The sequence below is a fragment of the Salmonella sp. SAL00670 genome, assembly GCF_046552235.1.
Taxonomy (GTDB): domain Bacteria; phylum Pseudomonadota; class Gammaproteobacteria; order Enterobacterales; family Enterobacteriaceae; genus Salmonella; species Salmonella enterica.
The window spans coordinates 353,290-377,807 of record NZ_JBGDUO010000004.1 but is presented as its reverse complement, the minus strand read 5'-3'; the positions used below and the strand labels follow the sequence as shown (position 1 = coordinate 377,807).

The window sequence follows — 24,518 nt, the reverse complement described above, 5'->3', positions numbered from 1 at the left end:
TCTTAAAATAACCCTATCCAGGAACCGAAAATTCCCACCAGCGCTATACCGCCAATGATGGTTAACGGTTTCACTTTTTTCCCTAACAGCCAGTACACAATGGCGAAGCTAATTAACGGCAGCAGACAAGGCATGATGTCGTTAATAATGTCCTGAACATGGGTTTTCGCCTCTCCCGTACCAAACGTAATGGGAATGGTGATATCAATCATGGAGGCCGTCATCGCGCCAACCACCATCAGACCGATAATCGAGGCGCCATAGGTTAGGCTTTCCATCATTCCGCTTTGCTGAATGCGTTGCAGTACGCCGGTTCCCAGCACATAGCCCCAGCGGGTAAAGAACCAGCGGGCCAGAATATGCGGTACGTTAAACACCAGCAGAAATAAAATCGGCCCCAGAATATTGCCTTTCAGCGCCAGACTGGTACCGATGCCAGTGGCGATAAGACGCAATGTTCCCCAGAAAAAAGAGTCGCCAATACCCGCCAGCGGCCCCATTAACGACGCTTTGACGTTATCGATAGAACTGGCGTCCATCTCTTTCTGCTGGCTATTTTTCTCCTCCATCGCCACGGTAATACCGAGGATCAACGTCACAATGTGCGGCGTGGTATTAAAGAAAGCCAGATGGCGTTTTAGCGCTTCGGCAAGATCTTCTTTTCGGCTATACAGTTTCTTTAATACCGGAATGAGCGTATAGACGAACGCTAGGTTCATTTGTCGTTCATAGTTCCAGGAAAACTCCATCTGGAATGACCGCCAGAAGACGCGGCGTAAATCACGCGCGGTGACCAGACCAGTGGTTTCCGCCTGCTGGCGGTCTTTATCAGAAATCATCTTCATCGTCATGAGACGCTCCTTGCGCAGGTGCCGGTTGCGAGGCCGCAAATTTCGGCATATTGACCATCACGACGGCGACGATCGCGCCGAGAATTGCAATACCCGTCACCGGAATTTTTAAATACGCCATTAAAACAAAACCGAGGAAAAAATAGGGGGCGACCTTTTTATTAATTAATAAGCGCGCCAGCATGGCAAAACCCAGCGCGGGAATAATACCGGTGGCAACGCTTAATCCATGTTTAATAAATTCTGGAATGGCATCCAGAAAACCTTTAACCATATTCACGCCCGCTAAATAAGAGACCGTGACGATAATCCCCAGCGTCAGCGACAGCCCAATGCCGGAGATTAAATGCATACGCTCAATGCCCCGGGTATCCCCCATCTCAGCGTAAGCATCGGCTTTATGACAGAGCAACGGAATAAACATTCCGTTATAGATATTTTTCACAATTAACGCCAGTGTCGCGATAGGCAAACCTAATAACAGCGCGGTTTCCGCCCCAGCGCCAGAATTAATCGCAAAGGCCACACCTAAAATACCGCCAGTGACCACATCCGGCGGCAGCGACGCGCCCACCGAAAAGGAACCGATAAACGCCAACTCCAGCGTCGCGCCCATCACAATTCCGGTTTCCATGTCGCCCAGCACCAGTCCGGTTAAAAGTCCGGTCACGATAGGTCTGGAAATCAGCGACGTCCCTAATGCATATTCAGACTGGGCGATAAACGCCACCAGTCCCAGTAAAAGTGCCTCTATCATAAAATATCCTCAGGCGTTAATCCGCTCAGGCAAAAAGTTGTTTACGATCGTTAGGCACCAGCCGAATTTCTATCTCTACTCCGCCAGCCGCCAGCTCCCGAAGTTGAGTCATTTCATCCGCTAACAGATTGATGGCTTTAGCAATATTCTGGCTCCCTTCACGTACCTTCGTGCCGCCTAAATTAATGCTTTTAATGTCGGGTAATTCGCGCGCCAGCCGGTACGCATCCGCCACGGATTCAACAACAATAAAAAGTTTATATTTATCGGTAACGCCGCTTTTTATCGCTTCAATTGAATCGGCAATATTTTTAATAACCAGCTTCACCGCGGGCGGCTTCGCCATCTTAATGGTGGTTTTACGCAGGTCATCATTAGGTACGCTGTCGTTGGCAATTAAAATACAGTCGGCGCCAACGTACTGCGTCCAGGAAAAGGCGACCTGTCCATGTAATAAACGATGATCCACCCGTAAAAAAACAATCATGACGCTTCCTCCCCTTAAAAATCTTTATCGCTTTGCATGGCGCTGGTGATAGTTTGATTGCAATACTGAATATTTTCTTTTGAATCCGCTAACGCCGTCATTATGGTATGCGTGGTATTGCCATCGTTTTCCGACATAAAGAGATCGATAACCAGCGGCAGGTTAATCCCTGCCAGCAGATGAAAATTTTCCCGTGATAAATAACGGACAAATTCATTATTCACGCTGCCGGCAAAAATATCGGTCAGCGCAATAATTTCATCTTCCGGCGGGATCCGGGCAATTAGCGTATCTACCTGCTGGCTTAAATCTACGCTCTCTTCAACGTAAGCGCACAGCGTCCAGACATTTGACCGTTTGCCTAAAATCAGCTCCACGGAGTTTAAAACCCCGCTGGCCAGCGTGCCGTGGCTGGCGAAAATATAATGTCTCTTCATCCTGACCTCTAAAACACATTCCACTGTGATAAAAGAGAGCAAGCGGCGTGCCAGAAAAAGTGGCGCGCCGAAAAAAGATGCGGGTTAACAGAGGGAAATAGTTAAAACTGTTGATCTTGCTCGATAAGTTCTGTTTCGAAGGTCAGGATATTATGGATATAGCCAAGCTCGGCGGTGGGGATTTTGACACTGTAGTTACTCTCAATGACACTAAACGCTTCCCGTAGCCGATTCAGTTCCTGTTCCGGACACTGTTGTCCACTATAAGCAGTAATGCCCGCATGGCGGATCAGACGCTCAATCAGGCAACTAATATGCACATAGAGCGCCACCTTTCTTTCATTCGAGACGGTAACGCCCGCCAGATGCTCATAACGCAGCAGAAACTGCTCAACATGGTTGATGACTTTGCTGGTGTCGAGGATGGTGACGGATTCGATCACTCGTCGGAGCGAGAAGTTTTTCAGCAGCAGGTTGTTGATCTCCGCCACCTGCTCCGGCGTGGTCAGCGAACCAAACAGCCGCATCAGATAGTGATTCCCCTCGCCGGAGATCAGCGAGTCGAGCGAAATCCACGGCACGCTGGCGATGTGCGGGTCCAGCGTGCCGACTATCGCCAGTACGTCGTAGCGCATAAACACCGGCTCCTGGGTTTTATTGCTCGCCAGCATCGCATAATCGCAGGCGACGACGTCAATCTCCAACGCCTGCGGAATACTGGCGCTCAGTAATGCGCAAAGATTCGTCGCCACCCCGATACCGGTCGCGCAGGTGGTCAGTATGGCGCGCGGTTTGTTGCTTTTCGGCCAGTAGAGCTGATACTCGACCGGCACATCCCGGGCGATATCGCGGGCGATCTCTTCAATAAAATGCCCCTGTAAAATACGCTCCCCTACATACAGGGCCATGCTGGTCGAGACGTTGTTGATAATCGTCACCGGCGTGGAAAGCGCGCGATCAAAATGACGATGAATGGCTTTGAGCGATCCCATATCCACCAGAATCATCAGGCCGGAGGCGAGCGGATGCTCTTCCAGATAGCGCATCACCTGTTGCGCTATCGCCTCCGGCGTGACGTCCAGCGGCATATCGAACGATTCAAAAATCGTATTTTTCAGTAACCGGTTGGCGACGTTGGCGATACTGCTGGCGGTGGCATAGCCATGCGCCAGAATCACCGCATGCGTCACCTGTTTTTGGTTGTTAGCCCCCTGTTTATGCAGCCAAAGCGCCAGCAGCAGCATATCAATGCGTCTCGGCTCCAGATCCAGCTTCTGGCCCAGCGTCTCCAGAATTTGTAAACAGAAGCTGTACAGCAGCGGATATTTCTGGGCGAGGAAGGCGTCCAGTTGGCGGATCTGCTCGCTGTTGAGACGAGAAGGCGCCAGTGCGGTACGATGGATTAAATAGTGGCTAAGCGCGTAAATACAGTTGCCGTTAAGCTGCATATTGAAGCGCTTCTCCAGACGATAAAACTCTTCCCGCACCTGGCTTGTAATTAACAGCAACCGCTGTGAGTGCACATTATCGTCGCCGGTAAAAATCAGGCGATCGAAGAGGGTCTCAATTTCATCGCCCATTCTTTTTTGTACCGTCTCCCACCCCTCTTTCCCGCTACGTACCAGCTCGTACAGCGCCAGCACATGACACTGCGTATCATGGATCATGCCCTGCATCTCGTCGCGGGCGCGCAGCAGCCAGGTAAGGTTCGTGTCGGGCGAGATGCTCACCGGCGTGTCGTCCGCCAGCGGTTCATTCAGTGACGGCAATGCCGACAGCATGGCATCCGGCAGATCGTGCAGCGACACGGTAACGGTTTCCTGCCCAGGCTTTTTCGCCCATGCCGTCGCCACCGCATACTTCACCACATTTTTCAGCTCGCCGACGTTGCCGCGATAAACATATTGATTGAGGATCTGCAACAAACGCGGTTTGAGGATAAGCGTGGCCGAAAGTTTTTTCGCCTCCGTCCAGAAAAACAGTAAGATCAGCGCCTCTTTTTCCTGGCGGCTGCGGTGCTGGAGATCCGGCAGGTTGACCTGAATCGGGATGCGTCGCAAAAATGTCGTCAGAAAGGTACTGTGTATCTCTTCGGTCGTCGCAAATACCAGACGTACCGAAACCGGATGCCCCTGCGCGGTGTCGCCTACCCGATAAATTTCACCACGATCGAGCCAGGTAAAGAGCTTCTCCTGCCCTTCGGCGCTCAGCCGGTGGACTTCATCCAGGAATAACATGCCGCCGTCAGCCGCCTCGAACGCGCCCGGTCTGTCGCTCTGCGCGCCGGTAAACGCGCCCTTCACATAGCCAAAAAGATTCGCCGCGAGCAGTTCGGGATTGCTCGCATACTGGGCGCAATTAAAACTGATAAATGGCGCATCCGGCGACAGAAGCGCCTGGGCGATGGCATATTCGTGCATGAGCTGCGCCAGATAACTTTTCCCGGTGCCGCTTTCGCCGGTCATCAGTAGCGGCAGTCCGCCGTCGGGATAAAACAGCGCGGTTTTCAGTTGCTCAATCGGCCGCTTCAGGCTTTCGTTATGACCAATCAACAGAGAAAAGTGATCGTCCGGCGCGCACTCCTGTTCCCCGTGCGCTAACAGCTCCGCGACGCTGGCGTATTCATTACGCGAAAGGGTAAAAAACTGTTGGCTAAATGCCTGCTTATGCAGGAAATAGACGGGACGGGTATTGATTTTGCAGAGCACGCCCTGCGCCACCAGTTGGTTCAGATAATGGCTGGCGGTATTGCGCTGCATATTAAAACGCTGCGCCAGATAGCGCGCGGTAAACACCTCACTGACATTTTCCGGATCAAAAAAATCCGTTTGGTTCATCAGGAAAGCAAGCAGGGCATCTTTGCGCATCGTATCCTCTCACGATTATCACATCAGCAATTATGATGCCGCGAAACAAGGCTCTCCTGCCGTGCGTTCTCTCGCTTTATTCATTTTTTGTGGATCACCGCACACCTTCACTCAACGTTGGATTAACGCGCGACGCCAGAAAAGAGAGGAGGAAGCGGCGCACGGCCTGGCGTATGAATCACGCTGCACCATGCGCCTGATGCTGGTTTAAAATCGGCCTGCGCGGACTGCCAGGCCTGGTAAGCGCTACGCCATCAGGCAAAAGTGTGAACATCTCATCCGGCCTACGGTCGTCTGTAGGCCGACTGTTCACCACTACGCCCTTAAAACGTTTCCCAATTATCGCTGCCGTCGGCCACAGCGGCCTTTGGTGACGACACGGCTGCCGGGGTTTTTACCGCAGCCACTTCACGCGCACGCTGCTGTTGCTGGTGAATACGGAACACCGCGACGGCCTGGGTCAGACGGCTGGCTTGCTCTTCCAGCGCCGCAGCCGCGGCGGCGGACTCTTCCACCAGCGAGGCGTTCTGCTGCGTTACGCGATCCATCTCCGCTACCGCCAGGCCCACCTGGTCGATACCACGGCTTTGCTCGTCGGACGCCGAGGCAATCTCGCCCATGATATCGGTCACGCGGGTCACTGCATTGACGATCTCATCCATGGTTTCACCGGCGCTTTCGACCAGCGTCGACCCCACATCAACACGGCTCACGGAATCCTCAATCAGACTCTTGATCTCTCGTGCCGCCTGCGCGCTACGCTGGGCCAGATTACGGACTTCACCGGCTACCACCGCGAACCCGCGTCCCTGCTCGCCTGCGCGCGCCGCTTCTACCGCCGCATTCAGCGCCAGGATATTGGTCTGGAAAGCAATACCGTCGATTACGCTGATAATATCGGCGATTTTCTGCGAACTGGAGGCGATATCGCGCATTGTTTGTACGACGTTATCCACCACTTTGCCGCCTTTTTGCGCTGTTTCAGAGGCGCTCAATGCCAGGTGACTGGCCTGACGGGCGTTTTCGGCGTTCTGTTTCACGGTGGCGGTCAGTTGTTCCATACTGGCGGCAGTCTCTTCCAGAGACGCTGCCTGCTGCTCAGTACGGGAAGAGAGATCGTTGTTGCCCATCGCAATCTCGCTGGCGCCGCTATAGATCGCATTCGCGCCGTTACGTACATCGCCAACGGTACGCATCAGTTCACTTTGCATATGACGCAGGTTTTCAGCCAACTGCCCCATTTCGTTGGAGCCTTCCACGTCGATACGCTTCACCAGATCGCCGCTGGCGATATGACGAATGCTTTCAATCAGACGATTCATCGGGGCGATAAGCGACAGTTTGATGCCGAACCAGACGGCGATAATGACCACCAGAACGGCAATCAGCACACTGACCAGTACCCACATCGCCTGGTTGTAGGAACTGTTGTTATCCTCAACAGCAATATCGTACAGACGATCGTTTTGCTGCATATAGGCCATGTACTGCTTCTCAAAAGCGTCCTGATAGCTTTGAGTCGGTTGATCAAAAAACTCGTTAATCTTACCCGCGCCAAGAAGCTGAATAAGCTCCGCCAACGCGCCGTGGTAGATATCATAGGTTCGTTTGATCTCAAGGAAAGCCGCTTCACTCTGACGTGGATCGCGCGGTAACGCCTCATACTGCTCCCAGTTTTTTTCGGTCAGCTTCAGCGTATTGGTCGCCCCCTGCATCAGTTCAGCGACAGTTGCGCCGCTGCCAATATTGCTCTGGTCCATCATCCAGCGGATACCCGCGCGATTCAGGGTATTACGCGTTTGCAACAGCTCCACCCAGGTTGCATTCAGGGCAGACTGCTGCTGACGAATGGTTTGCAATACGGTGAAGTTTTCTTTGTCATTCTTCAGCGAGTTGAAGAACAGCCCGCCGGATGTCAGTTGTAAAAGGCCAAATAGCGCCAATACCAGCAGTAAGCTGGTAACAATTTTAATTCGCTTTAACATGTTTTCTCTTTCCGCTAGACAGATACAGAATTTTCGGCCTGGAAAGGGAAAACTTTATGGGATGCGCGCCATTAATATCACGATTAGCTCAGTGAAGTCGTTATGACGCCCCGCGCAACAAGGATCATCCCATTTTATATCGTGATCTCAATCACATAAAATAGCCCACGCCCTCCTCTGCGAAACCGCTTACCGGTACGTCCGACCGCTTAAACCGCCATACAACCACTCACTGATTTACCTAACTTTACGCGCGCGATGATCTGGCAAGATCCTCTCAGCATAGCAGTCAATCTACCTCCTCAAACACGAACTCAATGTCCACCCAGCTTCGGCTGATAATTAAACTTACAACCAGGTTTTACTATGGATACGAAAAAGATATTCAAGCACATACCCTGGGTGATTCTCGGAATCATCGGTGCTTTCTGCCTCTCGGTTGTTGCCCTACGTCGGGGTGAACACGTGAGCGCCCTGTGGATCGTGGTCGCTTCCGTTTCCGTCTATCTGGTGGCTTACCGCTACTACAGCCTGTATATCGCCCAGAAGGTCATGAAACTCGACCCGACGCGCGCGACGCCGGCGGTCATCAATAACGACGGCCTGAACTACGTGCCGACTAACCGCTACGTACTGTTTGGTCACCACTTCGCCGCCATCGCCGGCGCAGGTCCGCTGGTCGGGCCGGTATTGGCCGCGCAGATGGGCTATCTGCCGGGGACACTGTGGTTGCTGGCGGGCGTGGTGCTCGCGGGCGCAGTGCAGGACTTTATGGTGCTGTTCATCTCTTCCCGCCGTAACGGCGCCTCTCTTGGCGAGATGATCAAAGAAGAGATGGGTACCGTTCCAGGCACCATCGCGCTGTTCGGCTGCTTCTTAATCATGATCATCATCCTCGCGGTGCTGGCATTAATCGTGGTGAAAGCGCTGGCCGAAAGCCCGTGGGGCGTCTTCACCGTCTGCTCAACGGTGCCGATTGCGCTGTTTATGGGCATCTACATGCGCTTCCTGCGTCCGGGACGCGTAGGCGAAGTCTCCGTTATTGGTATCGTGCTGCTGGTGGCGTCTATTTACTTCGGCGGCGTAATTGCCCACGACCCGTACTGGGGCCCGGCGCTGACCTTTAAAGACACCACCATTACCTTCGCGCTGATCGGCTACGCCTTTGTTTCCGCGCTGCTGCCGGTATGGCTGATCCTCGCCCCGCGCGACTATCTCGCTACCTTCCTGAAAATCGGCGTGATCGTCGGTCTGGCGCTGGGGATTGTGATCCTCAACCCGGAACTGAAAATGCCGGCATTGACGCAGTATGTCGACGGTACCGGCCCGCTTTGGAAAGGCGCTCTGTTCCCGTTCCTGTTCATCACCATCGCCTGTGGCGCCGTCTCTGGCTTCCACGCGCTCATCTCTTCCGGCACCACACCGAAACTGCTGGCCTGTGAGACCGATGCGCGTTTTATCGGCTACGGCGCGATGCTGATGGAGTCCTTTGTTGCGGTGATGGCGCTGGTGGCGGCCTCGATCATTGAACCGGGTCTCTACTTCGCGATGAACACCCCGCCGGCAGGTCTGGGCATTACCATGCCAAACCTGCACGAGATGGGCGGCGAGAACGCGCCGCTGATTATGGCGCAGTTGAAAGACGTTACTGCACATGCAGCGGCGACCGTCAGCTCTTGGGGCTTTGTGATTTCCCCGGAACAAATCCTGCAAACTGCGAAAGATATCGGTGAACCGTCAGTATTGAACCGCGCAGGCGGCGCGCCAACGCTGGCAGTAGGTATCGCGCATGTGTTCCACAAAGTCCTGCCGATGGCGGATATGGGCTTCTGGTATCACTTCGGTATTCTGTTCGAAGCGCTGTTTATCCTGACCGCACTGGATGCGGGTACCCGTTCCGGCCGCTTTATGTTGCAGGATTTGCTGGGTAACTTCGTCCCGTTCCTGAAAAAAACCGATTCTCTGGTCGCGGGTATCATCGGTACCGCAGGCTGCGTCGGTTTGTGGGGCTATCTGCTGTATCAGGGCGTGGTCGACCCGCTGGGCGGCGTGAAGAGCCTGTGGCCGCTGTTCGGTATCTCTAACCAGATGCTGGCCGCCGTGGCGCTGGTGTTGAGCACCGTGGTACTGATCAAAATGCAGCGCACCAAGTACATCTGGGTGACGGTGATCCCGGCGGTATGGCTGCTGATCTGCACCACCTGGGCGCTGGGCCTGAAACTGTTCAGCGCCAACCCACAGATGGAAGGTTTCTTCTACATGGCAAACCTGTATAAAGAGAAGATTGCCAACGGCACCAACCTGACCGAGCAGCAGATTGCCAACATGAACCATATCGTGGTGAACAACTACACTAACGCTGGTTTGAGTATTCTGTTCCTGGTGGTGGTGTACAGTATTATCTTCTACGGTTTCACCACCTGGATGAAGGTACGCAACAGCGATAAACGTACCGACAAAGAAACCCCGTATGTGCCCGTGCCGGAAGGCGGCGTGAAGATCTCTTCACACCACTAAAACTGATGCCGGGTAGCGCACAGCGCTCCCGGCTAGTGTAGGCCGGATAAGGCGCAAGCCGCCATCCGGCTTTATTCATTAACAGGACGGCAGAATGTTTGATACTTTAGGTCAGGCAAAAAAATATCTCGGCCAGGCGGCAAAAATGTTGATTGGTATTCCGGACTACGACAACTATGTCGAGCACATGAAAACCAACCATCCCGACAAGCCGTACATGACCTATGAAGAGTTCTTCCGCGAACGTCAGCAAGCACGTTACGGCGGCGATGGCAAAGGCGGTATGCGCTGTTGTTAATGGAGAGACTATGATCCCGATTGCAGTTACCCTACTTACCGGTTTTCTTGGTGCCGGCAAAACCACCCTACTACGCCATATCCTCAACGAACAACATGGTTTTAAAATTGCTGTTATCGAAAACGAATTTGGCGAAGTCTCCGTTGACGATCAACTGATTGGCGATCGCGCCACACAGATCAAAACCCTGACTAACGGCTGCATCTGCTGTACCCGCTCCAACGAGCTGGAAGATGCGCTATTAGACCTGCTCGACAGCCGCGACCGCGGCGATATTGCTTTCGACCGCCTGGTGATTGAATGTACCGGCATGGCTGACCCCGGCCCGATTATTCAGACCTTTTTCTCCCATGACGTATTATGCAAACGCTACCTGTTAGACGGCGTGATTGCGCTGGTCGACGCGGTGCACGCTAACGAGCAGATGAACCAGTTCACCATCGCTCAGTCGCAGATAGGCTACGCCGACCGTATCCTGCTGACCAAAACCGACGTGGCAGGCGACAGCGAGAAACTGCGCGAGCGGCTGGCGCGTATCAACGCCCGCGCCCCGGTTTATACCGTGGTACACGGCGATATTGACCTGAGTCAGTTGTTTAATACCAGCGGCTTTATGCTGGAAGAGAACGTGCTGGCAAGCCAACCGCGTTTCCACTTTATTGCCGATAAACAGAACGATGTGTCGTCAATTGTGGTGGAGCTGGATTACCCGGTGGATATCAGCGAGGTTTCGCGGGTGATGGAAAACCTGCTTCTGGAATCAGCGGATAAACTGCTGCGTTACAAAGGGATGCTGTGGATCGACGGCGAACCCAACCGTCTGCTGTTCCAGGGCGTGCAGCGTCTCTACAGCGCCGACTGGGACAGACCGTGGGGCGACGAAACGCCGCACAGCACGCTAGTGTTTATCGGGATCCAGTTGCCGGAAGACGAGATCAGAGCGGCGTTTGCGGGGTTAAGGAAGTAACCCGCATCAAGGCCATCACAGAATGATGGCCTTCAGAGCAGATATGGCACTCTCTATTCACCGTTAGCATATTATATCTTCCACCAGCGCACCACTACATAATGATAAATACAAACTACCTTAACCACGAGGGGATATTATACTCCGGCAAAGGCTCCACACTATAAGTATCTCTCCTGTCGCTCCCTTTTTTGCAGGTGATCTCATAGAAACCCCACTTATCATTTTTATCCGAATAAAACACAGTATATTTATCAGTATTAAAACCAAAATATTTTTCGTTTTTATTCTTCACTTCCAATTCACCGCACTTTGCTTCATTGCGCCATTCATGGTTGATGGTCTTTTTTAGCACAAAATAAGCGACATCACCAATCAACATAGGAACAAGCAGAAACAAAAACATAGACATAATAAAAGCACCTGTTAATGTAAAGATTCGATACCCTTTTGCTTTATCACCGTAACGCAGAAATAGCCCATAGCAAATAGGTTGTGATAACCACAGGAAAAACATAAGAAATGCGGTGGCTTTCCAACAATATTCTAACCATGGAGAAGAGGATAGCTCCAGATTACTGATTTGCCAGAAAATACTGGCAGAGTAACTACTAGTAAAAACAAAAACACCTGAAAATGCGGTAACCGCCAAGCCGATTACCTTAAAGGTTTTTACTGTATTATTTCTGGCAAAATCTAAAATAGTCAAAATACTACTAATGAGGATAGAGACTGAAAATAAAATAGCTAACCAATACGTTATGGTGTTGACAAACACATTAGCAGACAACAACAAAAGCAAAAAAATTGACCATGCAGTTAGCGATAGAATACCAGCAAACCGAGTCAATAAATGATCATTGTCTGTGCGTACAAAGAAACTGATATATTCCCTAATTCGATTTTCTTGAGTGCAAGAGAATATTAGAATAGATACAAAGAGAAATGCAACCAGGTAACTTTTTAAAGGAACTTTATAGGGGATTAAATAGATTGCGATCACGCCATAGACAATCACCGCAGAATCTAATTTTTTCTGTTTAAAATGTTTAAGAAAGGATCTCCAAATCTTAATAACTTCCATATTAAAACCTTATATGTTGGGTACAGAATTCACGAATTCATCTAAAACAGAGACTTAACACCAATAATGCACACAGAGTGTAATGATTTCATCTGATTTTGTGTGTAGAATTTGCGCATCGCTATTCGATGAGAATCCCCAATGGCTGACCTGAACCTGAGTACCCTGACGGAAGCAGACATCATCACCAAACGCGTTATGCCCGCCATCCTGAAAGCTGGCTGGGATAACACAACTCAAATCCGACAGGAAGTCAAACTCCGGGACGGTAAGGTCATCGTGCGCGGCAAAGTCGCGGCGCGTAGAACGGTGAAATCTGCCGATATCGTGCTGTACCACAAATTAAACATGCCGCTGGCGGTGATCGAAGCTAAAGCCAATAAACATGAAATCGGCAAAGGTATGCAGCAGGCGCTGGGTTATGCGCACCTGCTGGACGTTCCTTTCGTCTTCGCTACCAATGGCGATGGCTTTATCTTCCATGATAAAACGGCAACCGGCGCGATTGAGCGAGAAATTACCCTCGACGAATTCCCAACGCCTGATGAATTGTGGCAAAAATACTGCCAGTGGAAAGGGTACACCGCCGCGCAAATGCCGATCGTCACCCAGGATTATTACAACGACGGCAGCGAAAAGCGGCTGCGCTACTACCAGCTTCAGGCCATCAACAAAACGCTGGAGGCTGTGTCTAACGGGCAAAACAGATTATTACTGGTCATGGCGACAGGAACCGGTAAAACGCTGACGGCGTTTCACATCATCTGGCGTTTATGGCGGTCAGGCGTTAAAAAACGCATCCTGTTCCTGGCAGACCGAAACGTCCTTGTTGACCAGACCCGACTTGATGACTTTCAGCCTTTCGGCTCCGCAATGACCAAAATCACCGGGCGCACTCTCGACCCCGCTTTCGAAATCCATCTTGCGCTCTATCAGGCGTTAACCGGCAATGAAGAGCATCAAAAAGCGTTTAAGCAGGTTTCGCCGGATTTCTTTGATCTGATTATCATCGACGAATGCCACCGAGGCAGCGCCTCTGAAGACAGCGCCTGGCGTGAAATTCTGGATTATTTCAGCTCCGCCACACAGATTGGTATGACCGCCACGCCGAAGGAAACTCACGAGGTCTCCAATAGCGACTACTTTGGCGATCCTATTTACACTTATTCGTTGAAAGAAGGGATCGAGGACGGATTCCTCGCTCCTTACAAAGTGGTTCGTGTCGATATTGATGTTGATTTACAAGGCTGGCGACCCGTGCGCGGCCAGAGCGACCTCAACGGTGAACTGATCGATGACAGAATCTATAACCAGAAAGATTTCGACCGCACGATGGTCATCGACGAGCGGACTGAACTGGTGGCGAAAACCATTACCGATTACCTCAAACGCACCAATCCGATGGATAAAACCATCGTGTTTTGCGAAGACATTCCGCATGCTGAACGTATGCGCCGGGCGCTGATCAACCTCAACCCGGAGATGGTAAAACGTAACGATAAATATGTGATGAAAATCACCGGGGATGACGAAGAAGGGAAAGGCCAGCTGCAGAATTTCAGCGACAAGAAAAAAGAATGGCCGGTGATTGTGACCACCTCAGAACTCATGACTACTGGCGTAAACGTTAAGACCTGCAAACTGATCGTGCTGGACCAAACCATCCGCTCAATGACTAAATTTAAACAGATCATTGGCCGGGGTACCCGCATCGAACAAGACTACGGCAAACTGTGGTTCACCATTCTTGATTTCAAAAAGGCCACTGAACTGTTTGCCGACGAGCGCTTTGACGGTATCCCGGAAAAAGTGATGGAAGCCACGCCAGATGACATTTCGGACCCGGACTCCGGCTTCAACGAAACGCTGGAGGAAGAAACGCCTGACGTCTTTGCCGACGAGGATATCAACGGGGCAGACGAAGATCCGGCCACCTACACCACCAGCACGATGGGCGGCTCCGGCCCGTTACCGGAAGAGGAAGACAACCGGGTCCGTAAATTTCACATTAACGGCGTCACCGTTGGTGTGGTCTCGCAACGCGTCCAGTATTACGACGCCGACGGCAGGCTGGTCACCGAATCCTTCAAAGATTACACCCGCAAAACCGTGCTCAAAGAGTGCGCCTCACTGGATGATTTTGTCCGGAAATGGCAAGATGCTGACCGCAAAGCGGCGGTGATCAAAGAGCTCGAATTACAGGGCATCCTTTGGGATGTTCTGGCGGAAGAGGTGGGCAAAGATCTTGACCCGTTCGACATGCTCTGTCATGTGGTGTATGGTCAGCCGCCGCTCACGCGCAAAGAGCGCGCAGACAATGTTCGCAAGCGTAATTATTTCACCAAATATTCCGATGCCGCGCAGACTGTACTCAGCAATTTGCTGGACAAATATGCCGATGCGGGCGTGGAAGAAATCGAGAATATTCAGGTGCTGAAGCTCAAACCGTTCGACCAGATGGGCACTCTGCAGGAGATCATCACCGACGGCTTTGGTGACAAAGGCACCTATATGCAGGCAGTGAGTGACCTGGAAAGCGAAATTTACCAGCTTCCTCCCCGCTCCGCCTGAACATCCTGATTACGCCACCTGCGGCCCGTCTGCCGCAGGTGGCTTTGTTTTTTTATAAAGGGACGACCCCATGTCAATCAGCTCGGCTATCAAATCATTACAAGACATCATGCGCAAAGATGCAGGCGTCGATGGCGACGCACAGCGTCTGGGTCAGCTCTCCTGGTTACTGTTCCTGAAGATCTTCGACGCCCAGGAACAGGCGCTGGAAATCGAGCAGGAAAAATACAGGCTGCCGATGCCGGAGCGCTACCTGTGGCGCAACTGGGCGGCCGATAACGAAGGGATCACCGGCGATAAACTGCTGGCGTTCGTCAACGACGACCTGTTTCCGACGCTAAAAGATCTGCCCGCGCAGATCGATATCAACCCGCGCGGCTATGTGGTTAAGCAGGCATTCAGCGATGCCTATAACTACATGAAAAACGGTACCCTGCTGCGTCAGGTGATCAACAAGCTGAACGAGATCGATTTTACCCGCGCCAGCGAACGTCATCTGTTCGGCGATATCTACGAACAGATCCTCCGGGATTTACAGGCCGCAGGCAACGCGGGTGAATTCTACACCCCACGCGCCGTGACCCGTTTTATGGTCGAGCGCGTCGATCCGAAACTCGGCGAATCGATTATGGATCCGGCCTGCGGCACCGGCGGCTTCCTCGCCTGCGCGTTTGATCATGTTAAAAATCATTATGCGCACACGGTCACCGACCACCAGATCCTGCAAAAACAGATCCACGGCGTGGAGAAGAAACAGCTACCGCATCTGCTTTGCACCACCAATATGCTGCTGCACGGTATCGAAGTGCCAGTACAGATCCGCCACGATAACACGCTGAACAAACCGCTCTCCTCCTGGGACGAGCAGATGGATGTGATTATCACCAACCCGCCGTTCGGCGGCACCGAAGAAGACGGCATCGAGAAGAACTTCCCTTCCGATATGCAGACCCGCGAAACGGCGGATCTGTTCCTGCAACTGATCATTGAAGTGCTGGCGAAAAACGGCCGCGCGGCGGTGGTGCTGCCGGACGGCACGCTGTTTGGCGAAGGCGTGAAAACCAAGATCAAAAAGCTGCTCACCGAGGAGTGCAACCTGCACACCATCGTGCGTCTGCCGAACGGCGTGTTTAACCCGTACACCGGGATCAAAACTAACCTGCTGTTCTTTACCAAAGGTCAGCCGACCAAAGAGATCTGGTTCTACGAGCACCCGCACCCGGCGGGCGTGAAGAACTACAGCAAAACCAAGCCGATGAAGTTTGAAGAGTTCCAGGCCGAGATCGACTGGTGGGGCAACGAAGCCGACGGCTTCGCCAGCCGCGTCGAGAACGAACAGGCGTGGAAGGTCAGCATCGACGAGGTGATTGCCCGCAACTTTAACCTCGATATCAAAAACCCGCACCAGGCGGAGACCGTCAGCCACGATCCGGACGAACTGCTGGCGCAGTACGCGAAGCAGCAGGAAGAAATCCAGACCCTGCGCCACCAGCTGCGCGATATTCTCGGCGCGGCGCTCTCCGGCAAGGAGGCCAACTGATGGCGGTGGAAAAACTGATTGTTGACCATATCGACACCTGGACCACGGCGCTGCAAACCCGTTCCACGGCGGGGCGCGGTAGCTCGGGTAAGATTGACCTGTACGGCATTAAGAAGCTGCGCGAGCTGATTCTGGAGCTGGCGGTGCGCGGCAAGCTGGTGCCGCAGGATCCGAACGATGAACCGGCGTCGGTGCTGCTGAAACGCATTGCGGCGGAAAAAGCCGAGCTGGTGAAGCAGGGGAAAATTAAAAAGCAAAAGCCGCTGCCGGAGATTAGCGAGGAGGAGAAACCGTTTGAGCTGCCGATGGGGTGGGAATGGACGAGGTTAGGATCTATTTCAAACTATGGTTTTTGTGATAAAGCAGAACCTGAAGACGTAACACCTGAAACATGGATCCTTGAATTAGAGGATATAGAGAAAGTCACATCAAAGCTTATCAATAAGGTAACTTTTGCAGAAAGACCGTTTAAAAGCTCTAAGAATCGATTCTCACAAGGTGATGTACTTTATGGAAAATTACGTCCGTACCTGGATAAAGTGATCGTTGCTAATGAACCGGGTGTATGTACTACTGAAATTATCCCAATAACAAGCTATGGTAATATTTACCCAGAGTTCTTACGTCTATTGCTGAAAGCACCAAATTTCATTATTTATGCAAATAGCTCTACACATGGAATGAACTTGCCAAGGCTTGGTACAGAAAAAGCTCAGCAGGCTGTCATCGAATTAGCTCCTATCCAGGAGCAACTGCGAATTGTTTCACGTGTTGATAAACTCATGTCCCTCTGCGATCAACTGGAACAGCACTCCCTGACCAGTCTGGATGCCCATCAACAGCTGGTAGAAACCCTGCTAACCACGCTGACCGACAGCCAGAACGCCGATGAACTGGCCGAAAACTGGGCGCGTATCAGCGAGCATTTCGACACGCTGTTTACCACCGAAGCCAGTATTGCCGCCTTAAAACAGACCATTCTGCAACTGGCGGTGATGGGCAAACTAGTGCCGCAGGATCCGAACGATGAACCGGCCTCTGAACTGCTCAAACGTATTGCGCAGGAAAAAGCGCAGTTGGTAAAAGACGGGAAAATGAAAAAACAAAAACCGTTGCCACCGATTAGCGATGAGGAAAAACCGTTTGAATTGCCAATAGGTTGGGAATGGTGTCGTTTAGGTGAATGCATCAACCTAATTTCTGGACAGCACCTGAAACCAGATGAATATGAAGAAGAGTGCCATGGTGAAATGCTTCCTTATATTACTGGACCGGCCGAATTTGGACTAATCAGCCCAACTTATTCCAAATATACAAATGAAAAAAGGGCTATTGCTGCTAAGGGCGACATTCTAATTACATGTAAAGGCGCAGGGCTTGGAAAGCTTAACGTCGCTGATACCAATATAGCCATTAGTCGTCAACTAATGGCTATTAATGTCATTAGGATGAATTCAGAATATCTTAAAATTATACTTGATAGCATGTATGGTTATTTTCAATCTAAAGGGGTTGGTATAGCTATACCTGGAATATCACGAGAAGATGTGATGGAGCCATTAATTATGCTTCCTCCATTCGAAGAACAAAAAAGGATAATGGAAAACTTATATAAATTAAATTTTCTTATCGAAGATATAAAATTCAGGATTAAATCCGCCCAACAAACCCAGCTCCACCTGGCCGACGCCCTTACCGACGCCGCCATCAATTAACCTGCCCCCAGAAACCAATAAAGCGGCTAAATAGCCGCTTTATTCCCATCACCAGTAATAATCCTTCCCTTCATCCGCGCCGTTATTTTCATTCATTTTCAGCTGGACTTTCCTTCTATTCCCTGATGATATATACAGGTATTTAACGCAAGACGCCCGTGCTGCAACACGAGCGCCTCGCTAATCACAATCACTATTCAATGGAAATAGCCATCATGACTACCCCGCATTCTATTGCAGAATTCTCCGATCCAGAAGTCTCCCCAACAAATAACCGCGCCGCCACCGTCAGTTATGCGAGCCGCTACCCGGATTACACCCGTATTCCCGCCATTACCCTGAAAGGCCAGTGGCTGGAAGCCGCCGGTTTTACCACCGGCAGCAAAATAGATATTAAGGTGATGGAAGGCTGCATCGTACTGACCGTGAAACCACCAGAGCCTGAGCTGGTTGAGTCTTTACGGCAAGTAAGCAAGCTGTCAGTACGTAAACAAAAGCAAGTTCAAACGTTTATCCGCGTGATTTCTTCTAAATAGGCAGGAAACCCAGGTGCGATTTAATTCGTACCTGGGTTGCAGTATCAGACATCAATCTCGTCTGTTGCTGTCTCTAATTCAGCAACATCATCCTGACTAATATTTTTCCCCATTGCCGCTTCGATCAATTTCAGCAATTGTTTTTTTCGATCGGCAAAAAATGCCTCAAAACTATCCTGCCGTAACAACGAAGGCTCAATAAAATGGCTACGCAGGATCGCATCCATCTCGGCATCCTCCAGACCGACCTGCTGATGCGTCTGGATCTGCGACAGATACTCAGCCGGAGATCTCCCACCAATCATTCGGTTGGCCTTATAGGAGATTGATGTTTTATTAATGATAGAGTTATACACTGCTGGACTAATATTATTATTCTCGCACCATATCTTTGGGAAAATATGGTGAATATCGAGTGCAATCTCACCATAATCTAACTTTTGGATCGTCGACTTCCAGAAAAAGTCTTGAGCACCATTGCGTAGGATCAACACGCTTAACGCTTTATACGCGGCGCTCAATCGGGAACGTAACGTCAATAAACGCCCTGGCTGGAATGAGGCTTCATAAATCGTCCGGGGCTCTTCACCTTCCCCCTCAATCCAGTTTAGTAACTCTTCCACATCGTTTGCGATACGTGTTTCTACCGCGCCGCCGTACAGTTCCCCCAGGACACCGCACCAGAACCAGCGCGCCAGTTTGTCATAAATTTTGGGCTCCAGCCAATTGCCTTGTAATTTCGATAATACTGCCGCCAGCGGCACAAGCTGCGTACGATAAGGAAGATCCCATGAGTGCATAAAACATTCATGATGGAGAAATTTAGCGGCAAGTAAGAAGCCTTTTTCCACATCGTCGGCCCAGCAATGATAATCTTCAAGAGAAAGGGCTAATACTGAAACTCGTTTAGCACTTACTGCAGTAACTGATTTCCCTGTCTTCCCTTCGGCCAGATCGGCACGCCGTTTTTTTAGCGTATTCAATATGCTGATAGCCTGTAAAAAGTCAGTCGGCTCTACGCCCTGTAGGATAGCTTCTTTATTCAGTACATTTCGGCGGCCAAATTTTTGACGCAAATTACTGCCAAACCAGTCATCCCGAAGATTAAACCCATCAGCCGCAAAACTGGCGGTCACCAGTTCAAATACGGATAGTGGAACACCACCGGTATTAACCTTTTCAAACACCAGGCAAACGGCCTCTTTGCTAGTTGATTTACCCAATTTAATAACAGGCAGCAAATAGTTCCTAAAGGCATTCAGAATTTTTTCACGGAACTGCATATAAGTGAAAAACTTTTCTTGTGAGCACTTATATAAATGACTTTCCCATGCATCAGAGTTGATAATTTGGTTACAAGGGAAAAATAATGCTTCGCACTCTTTTTGCACGGTAGAAAAATCCATTTCAACCGTTTCTCCAAAGGAGTTAACAAAAGTTTTTATATCACGACCAAAATTCATCGTTACTTTTTTAGACTTTTCAACAGAAATAAAAGCTTCATCAAGCCTATTGTCCAGAGCGGCCTCAATATCAATATAATAAAAACGGTCTATCTGCTTTCCTTTCTCGTTAAAAGTCTTAACGGGCGTATCCAGCATCAGGACTTGAGTCAAGGACGTTAAACGTTGCTGGCCATCCAGAATCAACATCTCAGGCTCGGTTTTCTGCAATTCTACATTTTCAACTGGACGCACCTGGAAGCGAACTTCTCCCCCAGTCTCCAGCAGCATAACCGCACCAACGGGAAAAGAACGGGCAATACTGACCAGCAAAGACCGGACATGCTCATCATCCCATACCCACCCTCTCTGGAAATCAGGCAACTGTACCCGTCCATCAGTAATCTGCCCCAGGATATCTTTTAAAGCAATTTTCGTCGTGTCAAACGTACTCATTCTGGCGCTCCTGCCATTTTCTCTTTTCAAATTAATAAATTACCACAAATAACATATCCTCAGACTCAATTTTATGCTTTCTGATTCTACTCTGTGCAGTATCATACCCGGTAATATGAAATTCAGGAGGGATCCATGAGCGATATCCAGCTTTTCCGCCTCGGTGGCGGGAAAGTACAAGAACTGCCGGGCAAAGCTGCAGCCATTGAAAAAGATCTGCAAATGCTGATCGAATCCCATATGGAAACGTTCCTTGGCGTCCGCTTTCTCGAGACCGAATACCGCACGGGTAAAACCCATCGTGGGCGAATTGATTCCCTCGGCCTCGACGAAAATAACTGCCCGGTGATTATTGAATATAAACGCCACAGCAATGAAAACGTCATTAACCAGGGGCTCTTTTATCTCGACTGGCTACTCGATCATAAAGCGGAATTTCAGTTGCTGGTGATGGAAAAAATAAGTAAAACCGCGGCCAAAGCCATTGACTGGTCCGGCACACGGTTAATCTGTATTGCCGCCGATTTTAATAAATACGACGAACATGCCGTTCAGCAAATCAACCGCAATATCAACCTGATTCGCTACAAGCTTTTTGCCGACGACCTGTTAATGCTGGAACTGGTTAACGCCGTGGTCGAAAATAGCCCTCAGTACATCATCGCGAACGGTTCCGTCAGCAGCGGTAAACGCCATACCCGCACGCAGCGCGAACAGCTCTCTTTGGCCTCTCCCGCGCTGCTTTCATTATATGAACAGCTAAAAAGTTATGTGCTGTCACTCAGTGATGAGGTTCAGTTTAAAGAGCTTAAGCTCTATGACGCCTTCCGCCTCATTCGCAACTTTCTGTGCGTAGCCGTTTATCCCGTGACCGACCCACACCTACGCCTGTGGCTGAAAATTAATCCACAGCATATCCAGCTTGAAGAAGGATTTAGCCGGGACGTCACGCATATTGGCCACTGGGGAACCGGCGACGTCGAATTGATTGTGCGTAACGAACACGATCTGGATAAAGCCAAACTGCTGATCGAGAAAGCCTGGCAGGAAAATTAGCGTTCCAGGATACCCGCCTACTGGAGAGGTTAAGATAAGATTATCCAGCCTTTCCAGTTTTACTGACTCTTATCTGTTATTCCACATCCTTCCTTTCCAACCCGATATCCCTTAACTGCTCGTCACTCATTCGTCGCAGCGCCTGACAGGCCCGCTTACGCAGCCACCACCTTTTTAGTGCCCGTCTGAGCTGCACAAAGCCAATGAATGGTTGTCTGGGGCGGTTCTCGTAAAATTCCATACCAGCCTCCGCATAGAACAGAAAATGCGGGCATCATGAATGTCTGTACAAACAATACCGGGATAAAAAGCACGGTTAGTGCAACGTGGATAAATAAGGAGGGCAATTGAGGGTGTTTTGTTCGCTTATTTCGTTCTGATTTAAGATCCGCGTCCTTCGCTGCAAAAAGCCAGGCCCCTCCCGTTTTCAGAGGGGCAACAGGGATTAGCGGCGCACCACTACCAGCTTCTGGTTCACAAACTCCTTAATCCCCAGATCCGATAGCTCGCGTCCGAAGCCCGAACGCTTAACGCCGCCGAAAGGCAGCTCCGCTGCGGTGTCGGTCAGCCAGTTGATATAAACCATCCCGGTTTCAATCCGGGAGGCCATGCGTTTAGCACGCTCAATATCCTGACTAAACACCGCGCCGCCCAGGCCGTAGTGGGAATCGTTGGCGAGTTTTACCGCCTCATCATCGTCTTTCACCACATACATCTGCGCCACCGGGCCGAAGAACTCTTCAAAGTACGCCGGGTTGTCACGCGTAATATTGGTCAGAATGGTCGGCTCAAAGAAGTTGCCTTTGCTTTCCAGCGGCGTGCCGCCAACGTGCAGCGTCGCGCCATTTTTCACCGCTTCCTCGACCTGTCTGGTCAGTGTATCCAGAGCATCTTTCGACGACAGCGGCCCCAGTTCGGTAGAAGCGTCCATCTGATCCCCCACCTTCACCTTCCTGAACGCCTCGGTGAACTGGCTGAGGAATTGATCGGCGATTTTCTCATGCAGGATAAAGCGCTTCGCCGCCGTACATACCTGTCCTGCATTAGTGAGCCGTGCCTGCACGCCAATTTTCACCGCTTTCTCAAGATCGGCATCGTCCAGCACGACGAACACATCGTTCCCGCCCAGTTCCAGCGTCGATTTTTTAATGTGCTTCGCCGCCTGTGCCGCCACGGCGCTCCCCGCTTTTTCAGATCCGGTCAGCGCCGCACCCTGCACGCGCGGGTCGGCGATGATGTTCGCCACCTGATCGGAGGAAATAAACAGGTTGGTCCATGCGCCTTCCGGCGCGCCGGCTTCACGCACCAGATGGGCAAACGTCTCGGCGCAGTGCGGTACGATGCTGGCATGTTTCGCCAGCACCGGGTTACCAGCGGCCAAGTTCGGCGCCAGCACACGCATCAACTGATAGTACGGGAAGTTCCACGGCTCAACGGCCATGATGACGCCAATCGGATGATGTTCTACCCACGCGTCGCCAAACTCGGTTTTATAAGGCACCGGGGCAAGAAACTGCTTCGCGTTATCCGCATAATAGCGAGCGATCTGCGCACACAGTTTGACTTCGCCACGGCTCTGCTCGATGAGCTTGCCCATCTCCTGGCTGGCGATTTTTGCCAGTTCTTCAACACGGCTGTCGATCAAGTCAACCAGCTTATGCAGTACCGGCAGACGTTGGTCAATCTCTCCTTTGGACCAGTCGGAGTGATAGAGCGCGTCAGCTTTTTGCAGCGCGGCTTCAATATCCGCGTCCGTGTGCGGGGGGTACTCTTTAATGAGCTGATTATTGGCAGGATTCACTGTCTGGTAAGCCATATCACATGTCTCCTTGTTATCGTCATTAAGGCAGCCGTAAATGCCGCTCAGAACAATAAGGGTAGTAGAGATGGCTGGCGCTATCGGTAAAGTTCGGTATATTCGTGCGGTTATCAACGATAATTATAGAGAGCGTTGCCCGGCGGGCACCGGGCCTGCAACATTCAGACTGGAGCCGCGTTAGTGACTAACATCCTGAAGCTCTTCAGCAGTAAGGCCGGTGAACCGCTGGACAGTCTCGCGGTCAAGTCCGTCCGCCAGCATCTGTCTGGCGATACGCAATGCGGCAACATGCTGACCTTTTTCCAGCCCTTTTTCTAATCCTTCCTCCAGACCGACCTGTCTCCCTTGCCGTTCCCCTTTTCTGCGATCCGCTGCGCGGATCCTCTCTATCAGCGTCATCAGTCTCTCCTTAGTGTGCGGGACATGCCCTACCACATCACGAATAAACGTGGTGAAACGAGGCGTATGTCCGTGCTGAATCATAAGATAATTAAACAGCGCTTTAAGCTGCCTGTCATTAGCGCAACCAGTAACTAACAGCGAAGCAATTCGTTCAACCAGTCCCAGCAGGTCGCGCTGGCGGATATGTTTTTGGATGAGCTCCAGCAGCGCAATGCGGCGGTGCTGCATAATGTCATCATCCGATACCACCGTAATGTCGACCAGCGGAAAGGCAGCGGCATAGAGTCTTCTTGCCACTTCCGGGTTCGCAAACTCATCCAGCCAGCACAGCGAAAAAGGATACGGGCTATCAACACCGTGATAAAACAGCATCGGCACCACCAGCGGAAGATGCTTATGCCCCGCATCCAGATGCTGTTGCATTGCCGCCATCGCATACCGCATCAGCCGAAACGCCATATGCGCATCCGGCGTGCTCTGATGTTCAATCACGACATAAATATAACCGTCGCCCTCGCGCGTTTTCAGCGACCAAAGCACATCGGAATAATAGGCTCGCAGATTTTTTTCAATAAAACTGCCGGGCTCCAGCTTTAGCGTCCGCAGGTCGCAAAGCTGGCGTAACGACACCGGCAGATGAATCTCCATAAAATCGCGGGCGGTTTCCGGGTGGCGCAAAAAGGTTTTAAACACCGCATCATGCGGTGTTGAGGTCGTCGATTTTTTCATGG

At 51.1% G+C, this 24,518-nt stretch carries 21 protein-coding genes and 1 pseudogene; 11 read left to right on the top strand and 11 right to left on the bottom strand.

The features are described from left to right. Window positions 1–2: 2 nt before the first annotated feature. The 5 genes from ACLJRS_RS15730 to ACLJRS_RS15710 form a co-directional block, all read right to left on the bottom strand. Window positions 3–851, bottom strand: coding sequence for a PTS system mannose/fructose/sorbose family transporter subunit IID (locus ACLJRS_RS15730; protein WP_000178065.1), 849 nt, complete (start codon window positions 849–851; stop codon window positions 3–5). Beyond that, window positions 829–1,608, bottom strand: a complete 780-nt coding sequence (locus tag ACLJRS_RS15725; protein WP_000568567.1) for a PTS mannose/fructose/sorbose/N-acetylgalactosamine transporter subunit IIC — start codon at window positions 1,606–1,608, stop codon at window positions 829–831. The genes ACLJRS_RS15730 and ACLJRS_RS15725 overlap by 23 nt, the downstream gene beginning before the upstream one ends. Window positions 1,609–1,633: 25 nt before the next feature. Next, window positions 1,634–2,095, bottom strand: a complete 462-nt coding sequence (locus ACLJRS_RS15720) for a PTS sugar transporter subunit IIB (RefSeq protein WP_000634729.1) — start codon at window positions 2,093–2,095, stop codon at window positions 1,634–1,636. Between the two features lie 14 nt (window positions 2,096–2,109). After that, a complete protein-coding gene (locus ACLJRS_RS15715; protein WP_000820693.1) occupies window positions 2,110–2,532 on the bottom strand; it encodes a PTS sugar transporter subunit IIA in 423 nt (140 codons plus the stop codon). 101 nt (window positions 2,533–2,633) lie between these two features. Then, window positions 2,634–5,399, bottom strand: coding sequence for a sigma 54-interacting transcriptional regulator (locus ACLJRS_RS15710; RefSeq protein WP_001224212.1), 2,766 nt, complete (start codon window positions 5,397–5,399; stop codon window positions 2,634–2,636). A gap of 133 nt (window positions 5,400–5,532) precedes the next feature. Between ACLJRS_RS15710 and ACLJRS_RS15705 the strand changes: the two are divergent. Continuing rightward, window positions 5,533–5,610, top strand: a pseudogene (locus tag ACLJRS_RS15705) (GNAT family N-acetyltransferase); the annotation flags it as partial. 112 nt (window positions 5,611–5,722) lie between these two features. On the opposite strand, the gene tsr reads toward ACLJRS_RS15705, so the two are convergent. Continuing rightward, a complete protein-coding gene (gene tsr / locus ACLJRS_RS15700) occupies window positions 5,723–7,384 on the bottom strand; it encodes a methyl-accepting chemotaxis protein (RefSeq protein WP_000919519.1) in 1,662 nt (553 codons plus the stop codon). A gap of 366 nt (window positions 7,385–7,750) precedes the next feature. Between tsr and btsT the strand changes: the two genes are divergently transcribed. The 3 genes from btsT (at window position 7,751) to yjiA (ending at window position 11,166) form a co-directional block, all read left to right on the top strand. Continuing rightward, on the top strand, window positions 7,751–9,901 hold the full coding sequence (btsT, locus tag ACLJRS_RS15695) for a pyruvate/proton symporter BtsT (RefSeq protein WP_000379929.1): 2,151 nt from the start codon (window positions 7,751–7,753) through the stop codon (window positions 9,899–9,901). Window positions 9,902–9,995: 94 nt separating this feature from the next. Next, entirely contained in the window at window positions 9,996–10,199 is a 204-nt protein-coding gene (locus tag ACLJRS_RS15690; protein ID WP_000460616.1) for a YbdD/YjiX family protein, read from the top strand. A 10-nt stretch (window positions 10,200–10,209) separates the two neighbouring features. Beyond that, window positions 10,210–11,166, top strand: coding sequence for a GTPase (gene yjiA / locus ACLJRS_RS15685; RefSeq protein WP_000612225.1), 957 nt, complete (start codon window positions 10,210–10,212; stop codon window positions 11,164–11,166). A 115-nt stretch (window positions 11,167–11,281) separates the two neighbouring features. Here yjiA and ACLJRS_RS15680 read toward each other — a convergent pair whose 3' ends face one another. Continuing rightward, the gene (locus ACLJRS_RS15680; protein ID WP_000452025.1) at window positions 11,282–12,250 is read right to left on the bottom strand and encodes a hypothetical protein; all 969 of its coding nucleotides are present in this window, start codon (window positions 12,248–12,250) and stop codon (window positions 11,282–11,284) included. Between the two features lie 141 nt (window positions 12,251–12,391). On the opposite strand from ACLJRS_RS15680, the gene hsdR reads away from it, so the two are divergent. The 4 genes from hsdR to symE all read left to right on the top strand — a co-directional run bounded on the left by hsdR (window position 12,392) and on the right by symE (window position 18,612). Next, window positions 12,392–14,821: an EcoAI/FtnUII family type I restriction enzme subunit R gene (gene hsdR / locus ACLJRS_RS15675; RefSeq protein ID WP_000774451.1), complete on the top strand. Its 2,430-nt coding sequence runs from the start codon at window positions 12,392–12,394 to the stop codon at window positions 14,819–14,821. Window positions 14,822–14,891: 70 nt separating this feature from the next. Continuing rightward, entirely contained in the window at window positions 14,892–16,361 is a 1,470-nt protein-coding gene (locus tag ACLJRS_RS15670; RefSeq protein WP_000028345.1) for an N-6 DNA methylase, read from the top strand. Continuing rightward, window positions 16,361–18,076, top strand: coding sequence for a restriction endonuclease subunit S (locus tag ACLJRS_RS15665; protein ID WP_000257593.1), 1,716 nt, complete (start codon window positions 16,361–16,363; stop codon window positions 18,074–18,076). The genes ACLJRS_RS15670 and ACLJRS_RS15665 overlap by 1 nt, the downstream gene beginning before the upstream one ends. A gap of 215 nt (window positions 18,077–18,291) precedes the next feature. Continuing rightward, window positions 18,292–18,612: an endoribonuclease SymE gene (gene symE, locus ACLJRS_RS15660; RefSeq protein ID WP_001669145.1), complete on the top strand. Its 321-nt coding sequence runs from the start codon at window positions 18,292–18,294 to the stop codon at window positions 18,610–18,612. 44 nt (window positions 18,613–18,656) lie between these two features. On the opposite strand, the gene ACLJRS_RS15655 is transcribed toward symE, so the two are convergent. Then, a complete protein-coding gene (locus ACLJRS_RS15655) occupies window positions 18,657–20,510 on the bottom strand; it encodes a DUF262 domain-containing protein (protein ID WP_000102841.1) in 1,854 nt (617 codons plus the stop codon). 135 nt (window positions 20,511–20,645) lie between these two features. Between ACLJRS_RS15655 and ACLJRS_RS15650 the strand changes: the two genes are divergently transcribed. Further along, window positions 20,646–21,566 (top strand): DUF5655 domain-containing protein, encoded by a 921-nt coding sequence (locus tag ACLJRS_RS15650; protein ID WP_001280246.1) that lies wholly within the window; start codon window positions 20,646–20,648, stop codon window positions 21,564–21,566. 76 nt (window positions 21,567–21,642) lie between these two features. On the opposite strand, the gene yjiS is transcribed toward ACLJRS_RS15650, so the two are convergent. Continuing rightward, window positions 21,643–21,807 carry a DUF1127 domain-containing protein YjiS gene (gene yjiS / locus ACLJRS_RS15645; RefSeq protein ID WP_000397917.1) on the bottom strand — a complete coding sequence of 55 codons (165 nt, stop codon included), beginning with the start codon at window positions 21,805–21,807 and terminating at the stop codon, window positions 21,643–21,645. On the opposite strand from yjiS, the gene ACLJRS_RS15640 reads away from it, so the two are divergent. Further along, window positions 21,774–21,917 carry a hypothetical protein gene (locus tag ACLJRS_RS15640; RefSeq protein WP_001622104.1) on the top strand — a complete coding sequence of 48 codons (144 nt, stop codon included), beginning with the start codon at window positions 21,774–21,776 and terminating at the stop codon, window positions 21,915–21,917. The genes yjiS and ACLJRS_RS15640 overlap by 34 nt on opposite strands. 94 nt (window positions 21,918–22,011) lie before the next feature. On the opposite strand, the gene ACLJRS_RS15635 is transcribed toward ACLJRS_RS15640, so the two are convergent. Continuing rightward, window positions 22,012–23,382 carry an NAD-dependent succinate-semialdehyde dehydrogenase gene (locus ACLJRS_RS15635; protein WP_410957857.1) on the bottom strand — a complete coding sequence of 457 codons (1,371 nt, stop codon included), beginning with the start codon at window positions 23,380–23,382 and terminating at the stop codon, window positions 22,012–22,014. Window positions 23,383–23,422: 40 nt separating this feature from the next. Between ACLJRS_RS15635 and ACLJRS_RS15630 the strand changes: the two genes are divergently transcribed. Then, window positions 23,423–23,566 (top strand): hypothetical protein, encoded by a 144-nt coding sequence (locus ACLJRS_RS15630; RefSeq protein WP_157782637.1) that lies wholly within the window; start codon window positions 23,423–23,425, stop codon window positions 23,564–23,566. Here ACLJRS_RS15630 and ACLJRS_RS15625 read toward each other — a convergent pair. Then, window positions 23,563–24,516, bottom strand: coding sequence for an Rpn family recombination-promoting nuclease/putative transposase (locus tag ACLJRS_RS15625; protein ID WP_000749994.1), 954 nt, complete (start codon window positions 24,514–24,516; stop codon window positions 23,563–23,565). The genes ACLJRS_RS15630 and ACLJRS_RS15625 overlap by 4 nt on opposite strands. Window positions 24,517–24,518: the final 2 nt, after the last annotated feature.

Excerpts from the sequence above, each read along its gene's own strand:
- ACLJRS_RS15730 (WP_000178065.1), bottom strand. The coding sequence starts at position 851 with ATGACGATGAAGATGATTTCTGATAAAGACCGCCAGCAGGCGGAAACC.
- ACLJRS_RS15725 (WP_000568567.1), bottom strand. The coding sequence starts at position 1,608 with ATGATAGAGGCACTTTTACTGGGACTGGTGGCGTTTATCGCCCAGTCT.
- ACLJRS_RS15720 (WP_000634729.1), bottom strand. The coding sequence starts at position 2,095 with ATGATTGTTTTTTTACGGGTGGATCATCGTTTATTACATGGACAGGTC.
- ACLJRS_RS15715 (WP_000820693.1), bottom strand. The coding sequence starts at position 2,532 with ATGAAGAGACATTATATTTTCGCCAGCCACGGCACGCTGGCCAGCGGG.
- ACLJRS_RS15710 (WP_001224212.1), bottom strand. The coding sequence starts at position 5,399 with ATGCGCAAAGATGCCCTGCTTGCTTTCCTGATGAACCAAACGGATTTT.
- tsr (WP_000919519.1), bottom strand. The coding sequence starts at position 7,384 with ATGTTAAAGCGAATTAAAATTGTTACCAGCTTACTGCTGGTATTGGCG.
- btsT (WP_000379929.1), top strand. The coding sequence starts at position 7,751 with ATGGATACGAAAAAGATATTCAAGCACATACCCTGGGTGATTCTCGGA.
- ACLJRS_RS15690 (WP_000460616.1), top strand. The coding sequence starts at position 9,996 with ATGTTTGATACTTTAGGTCAGGCAAAAAAATATCTCGGCCAGGCGGCA.
- yjiA (WP_000612225.1), top strand. The coding sequence starts at position 10,210 with ATGATCCCGATTGCAGTTACCCTACTTACCGGTTTTCTTGGTGCCGGC.
- ACLJRS_RS15680 (WP_000452025.1), bottom strand. The coding sequence starts at position 12,250 with ATGGAAGTTATTAAGATTTGGAGATCCTTTCTTAAACATTTTAAACAG.
- hsdR (WP_000774451.1), top strand. The coding sequence starts at position 12,392 with ATGGCTGACCTGAACCTGAGTACCCTGACGGAAGCAGACATCATCACC.
- ACLJRS_RS15670 (WP_000028345.1), top strand. The coding sequence starts at position 14,892 with ATGTCAATCAGCTCGGCTATCAAATCATTACAAGACATCATGCGCAAA.
- ACLJRS_RS15665 (WP_000257593.1), top strand. The coding sequence starts at position 16,361 with ATGGCGGTGGAAAAACTGATTGTTGACCATATCGACACCTGGACCACG.
- symE (WP_001669145.1), top strand. The coding sequence starts at position 18,292 with ATGACTACCCCGCATTCTATTGCAGAATTCTCCGATCCAGAAGTCTCC.
- ACLJRS_RS15655 (WP_000102841.1), bottom strand. The coding sequence starts at position 20,510 with ATGAGTACGTTTGACACGACGAAAATTGCTTTAAAAGATATCCTGGGG.
- ACLJRS_RS15650 (WP_001280246.1), top strand. The coding sequence starts at position 20,646 with ATGAGCGATATCCAGCTTTTCCGCCTCGGTGGCGGGAAAGTACAAGAA.
- ACLJRS_RS15640 (WP_001622104.1), top strand. The coding sequence starts at position 21,774 with ATGGTTGTCTGGGGCGGTTCTCGTAAAATTCCATACCAGCCTCCGCAT.
- yjiS (WP_000397917.1), bottom strand. The coding sequence starts at position 21,807 with ATGGAATTTTACGAGAACCGCCCCAGACAACCATTCATTGGCTTTGTG.
- ACLJRS_RS15635 (WP_410957857.1), bottom strand. The coding sequence starts at position 23,382 with ATGGCTTACCAGACAGTGAATCCTGCCAATAATCAGCTCATTAAAGAG.
- ACLJRS_RS15630 (WP_157782637.1), top strand. The coding sequence starts at position 23,423 with ATGCCGCTCAGAACAATAAGGGTAGTAGAGATGGCTGGCGCTATCGGT.
- ACLJRS_RS15625 (WP_000749994.1), bottom strand. The coding sequence starts at position 24,516 with ATGAAAAAATCGACGACCTCAACACCGCATGATGCGGTGTTTAAAACC.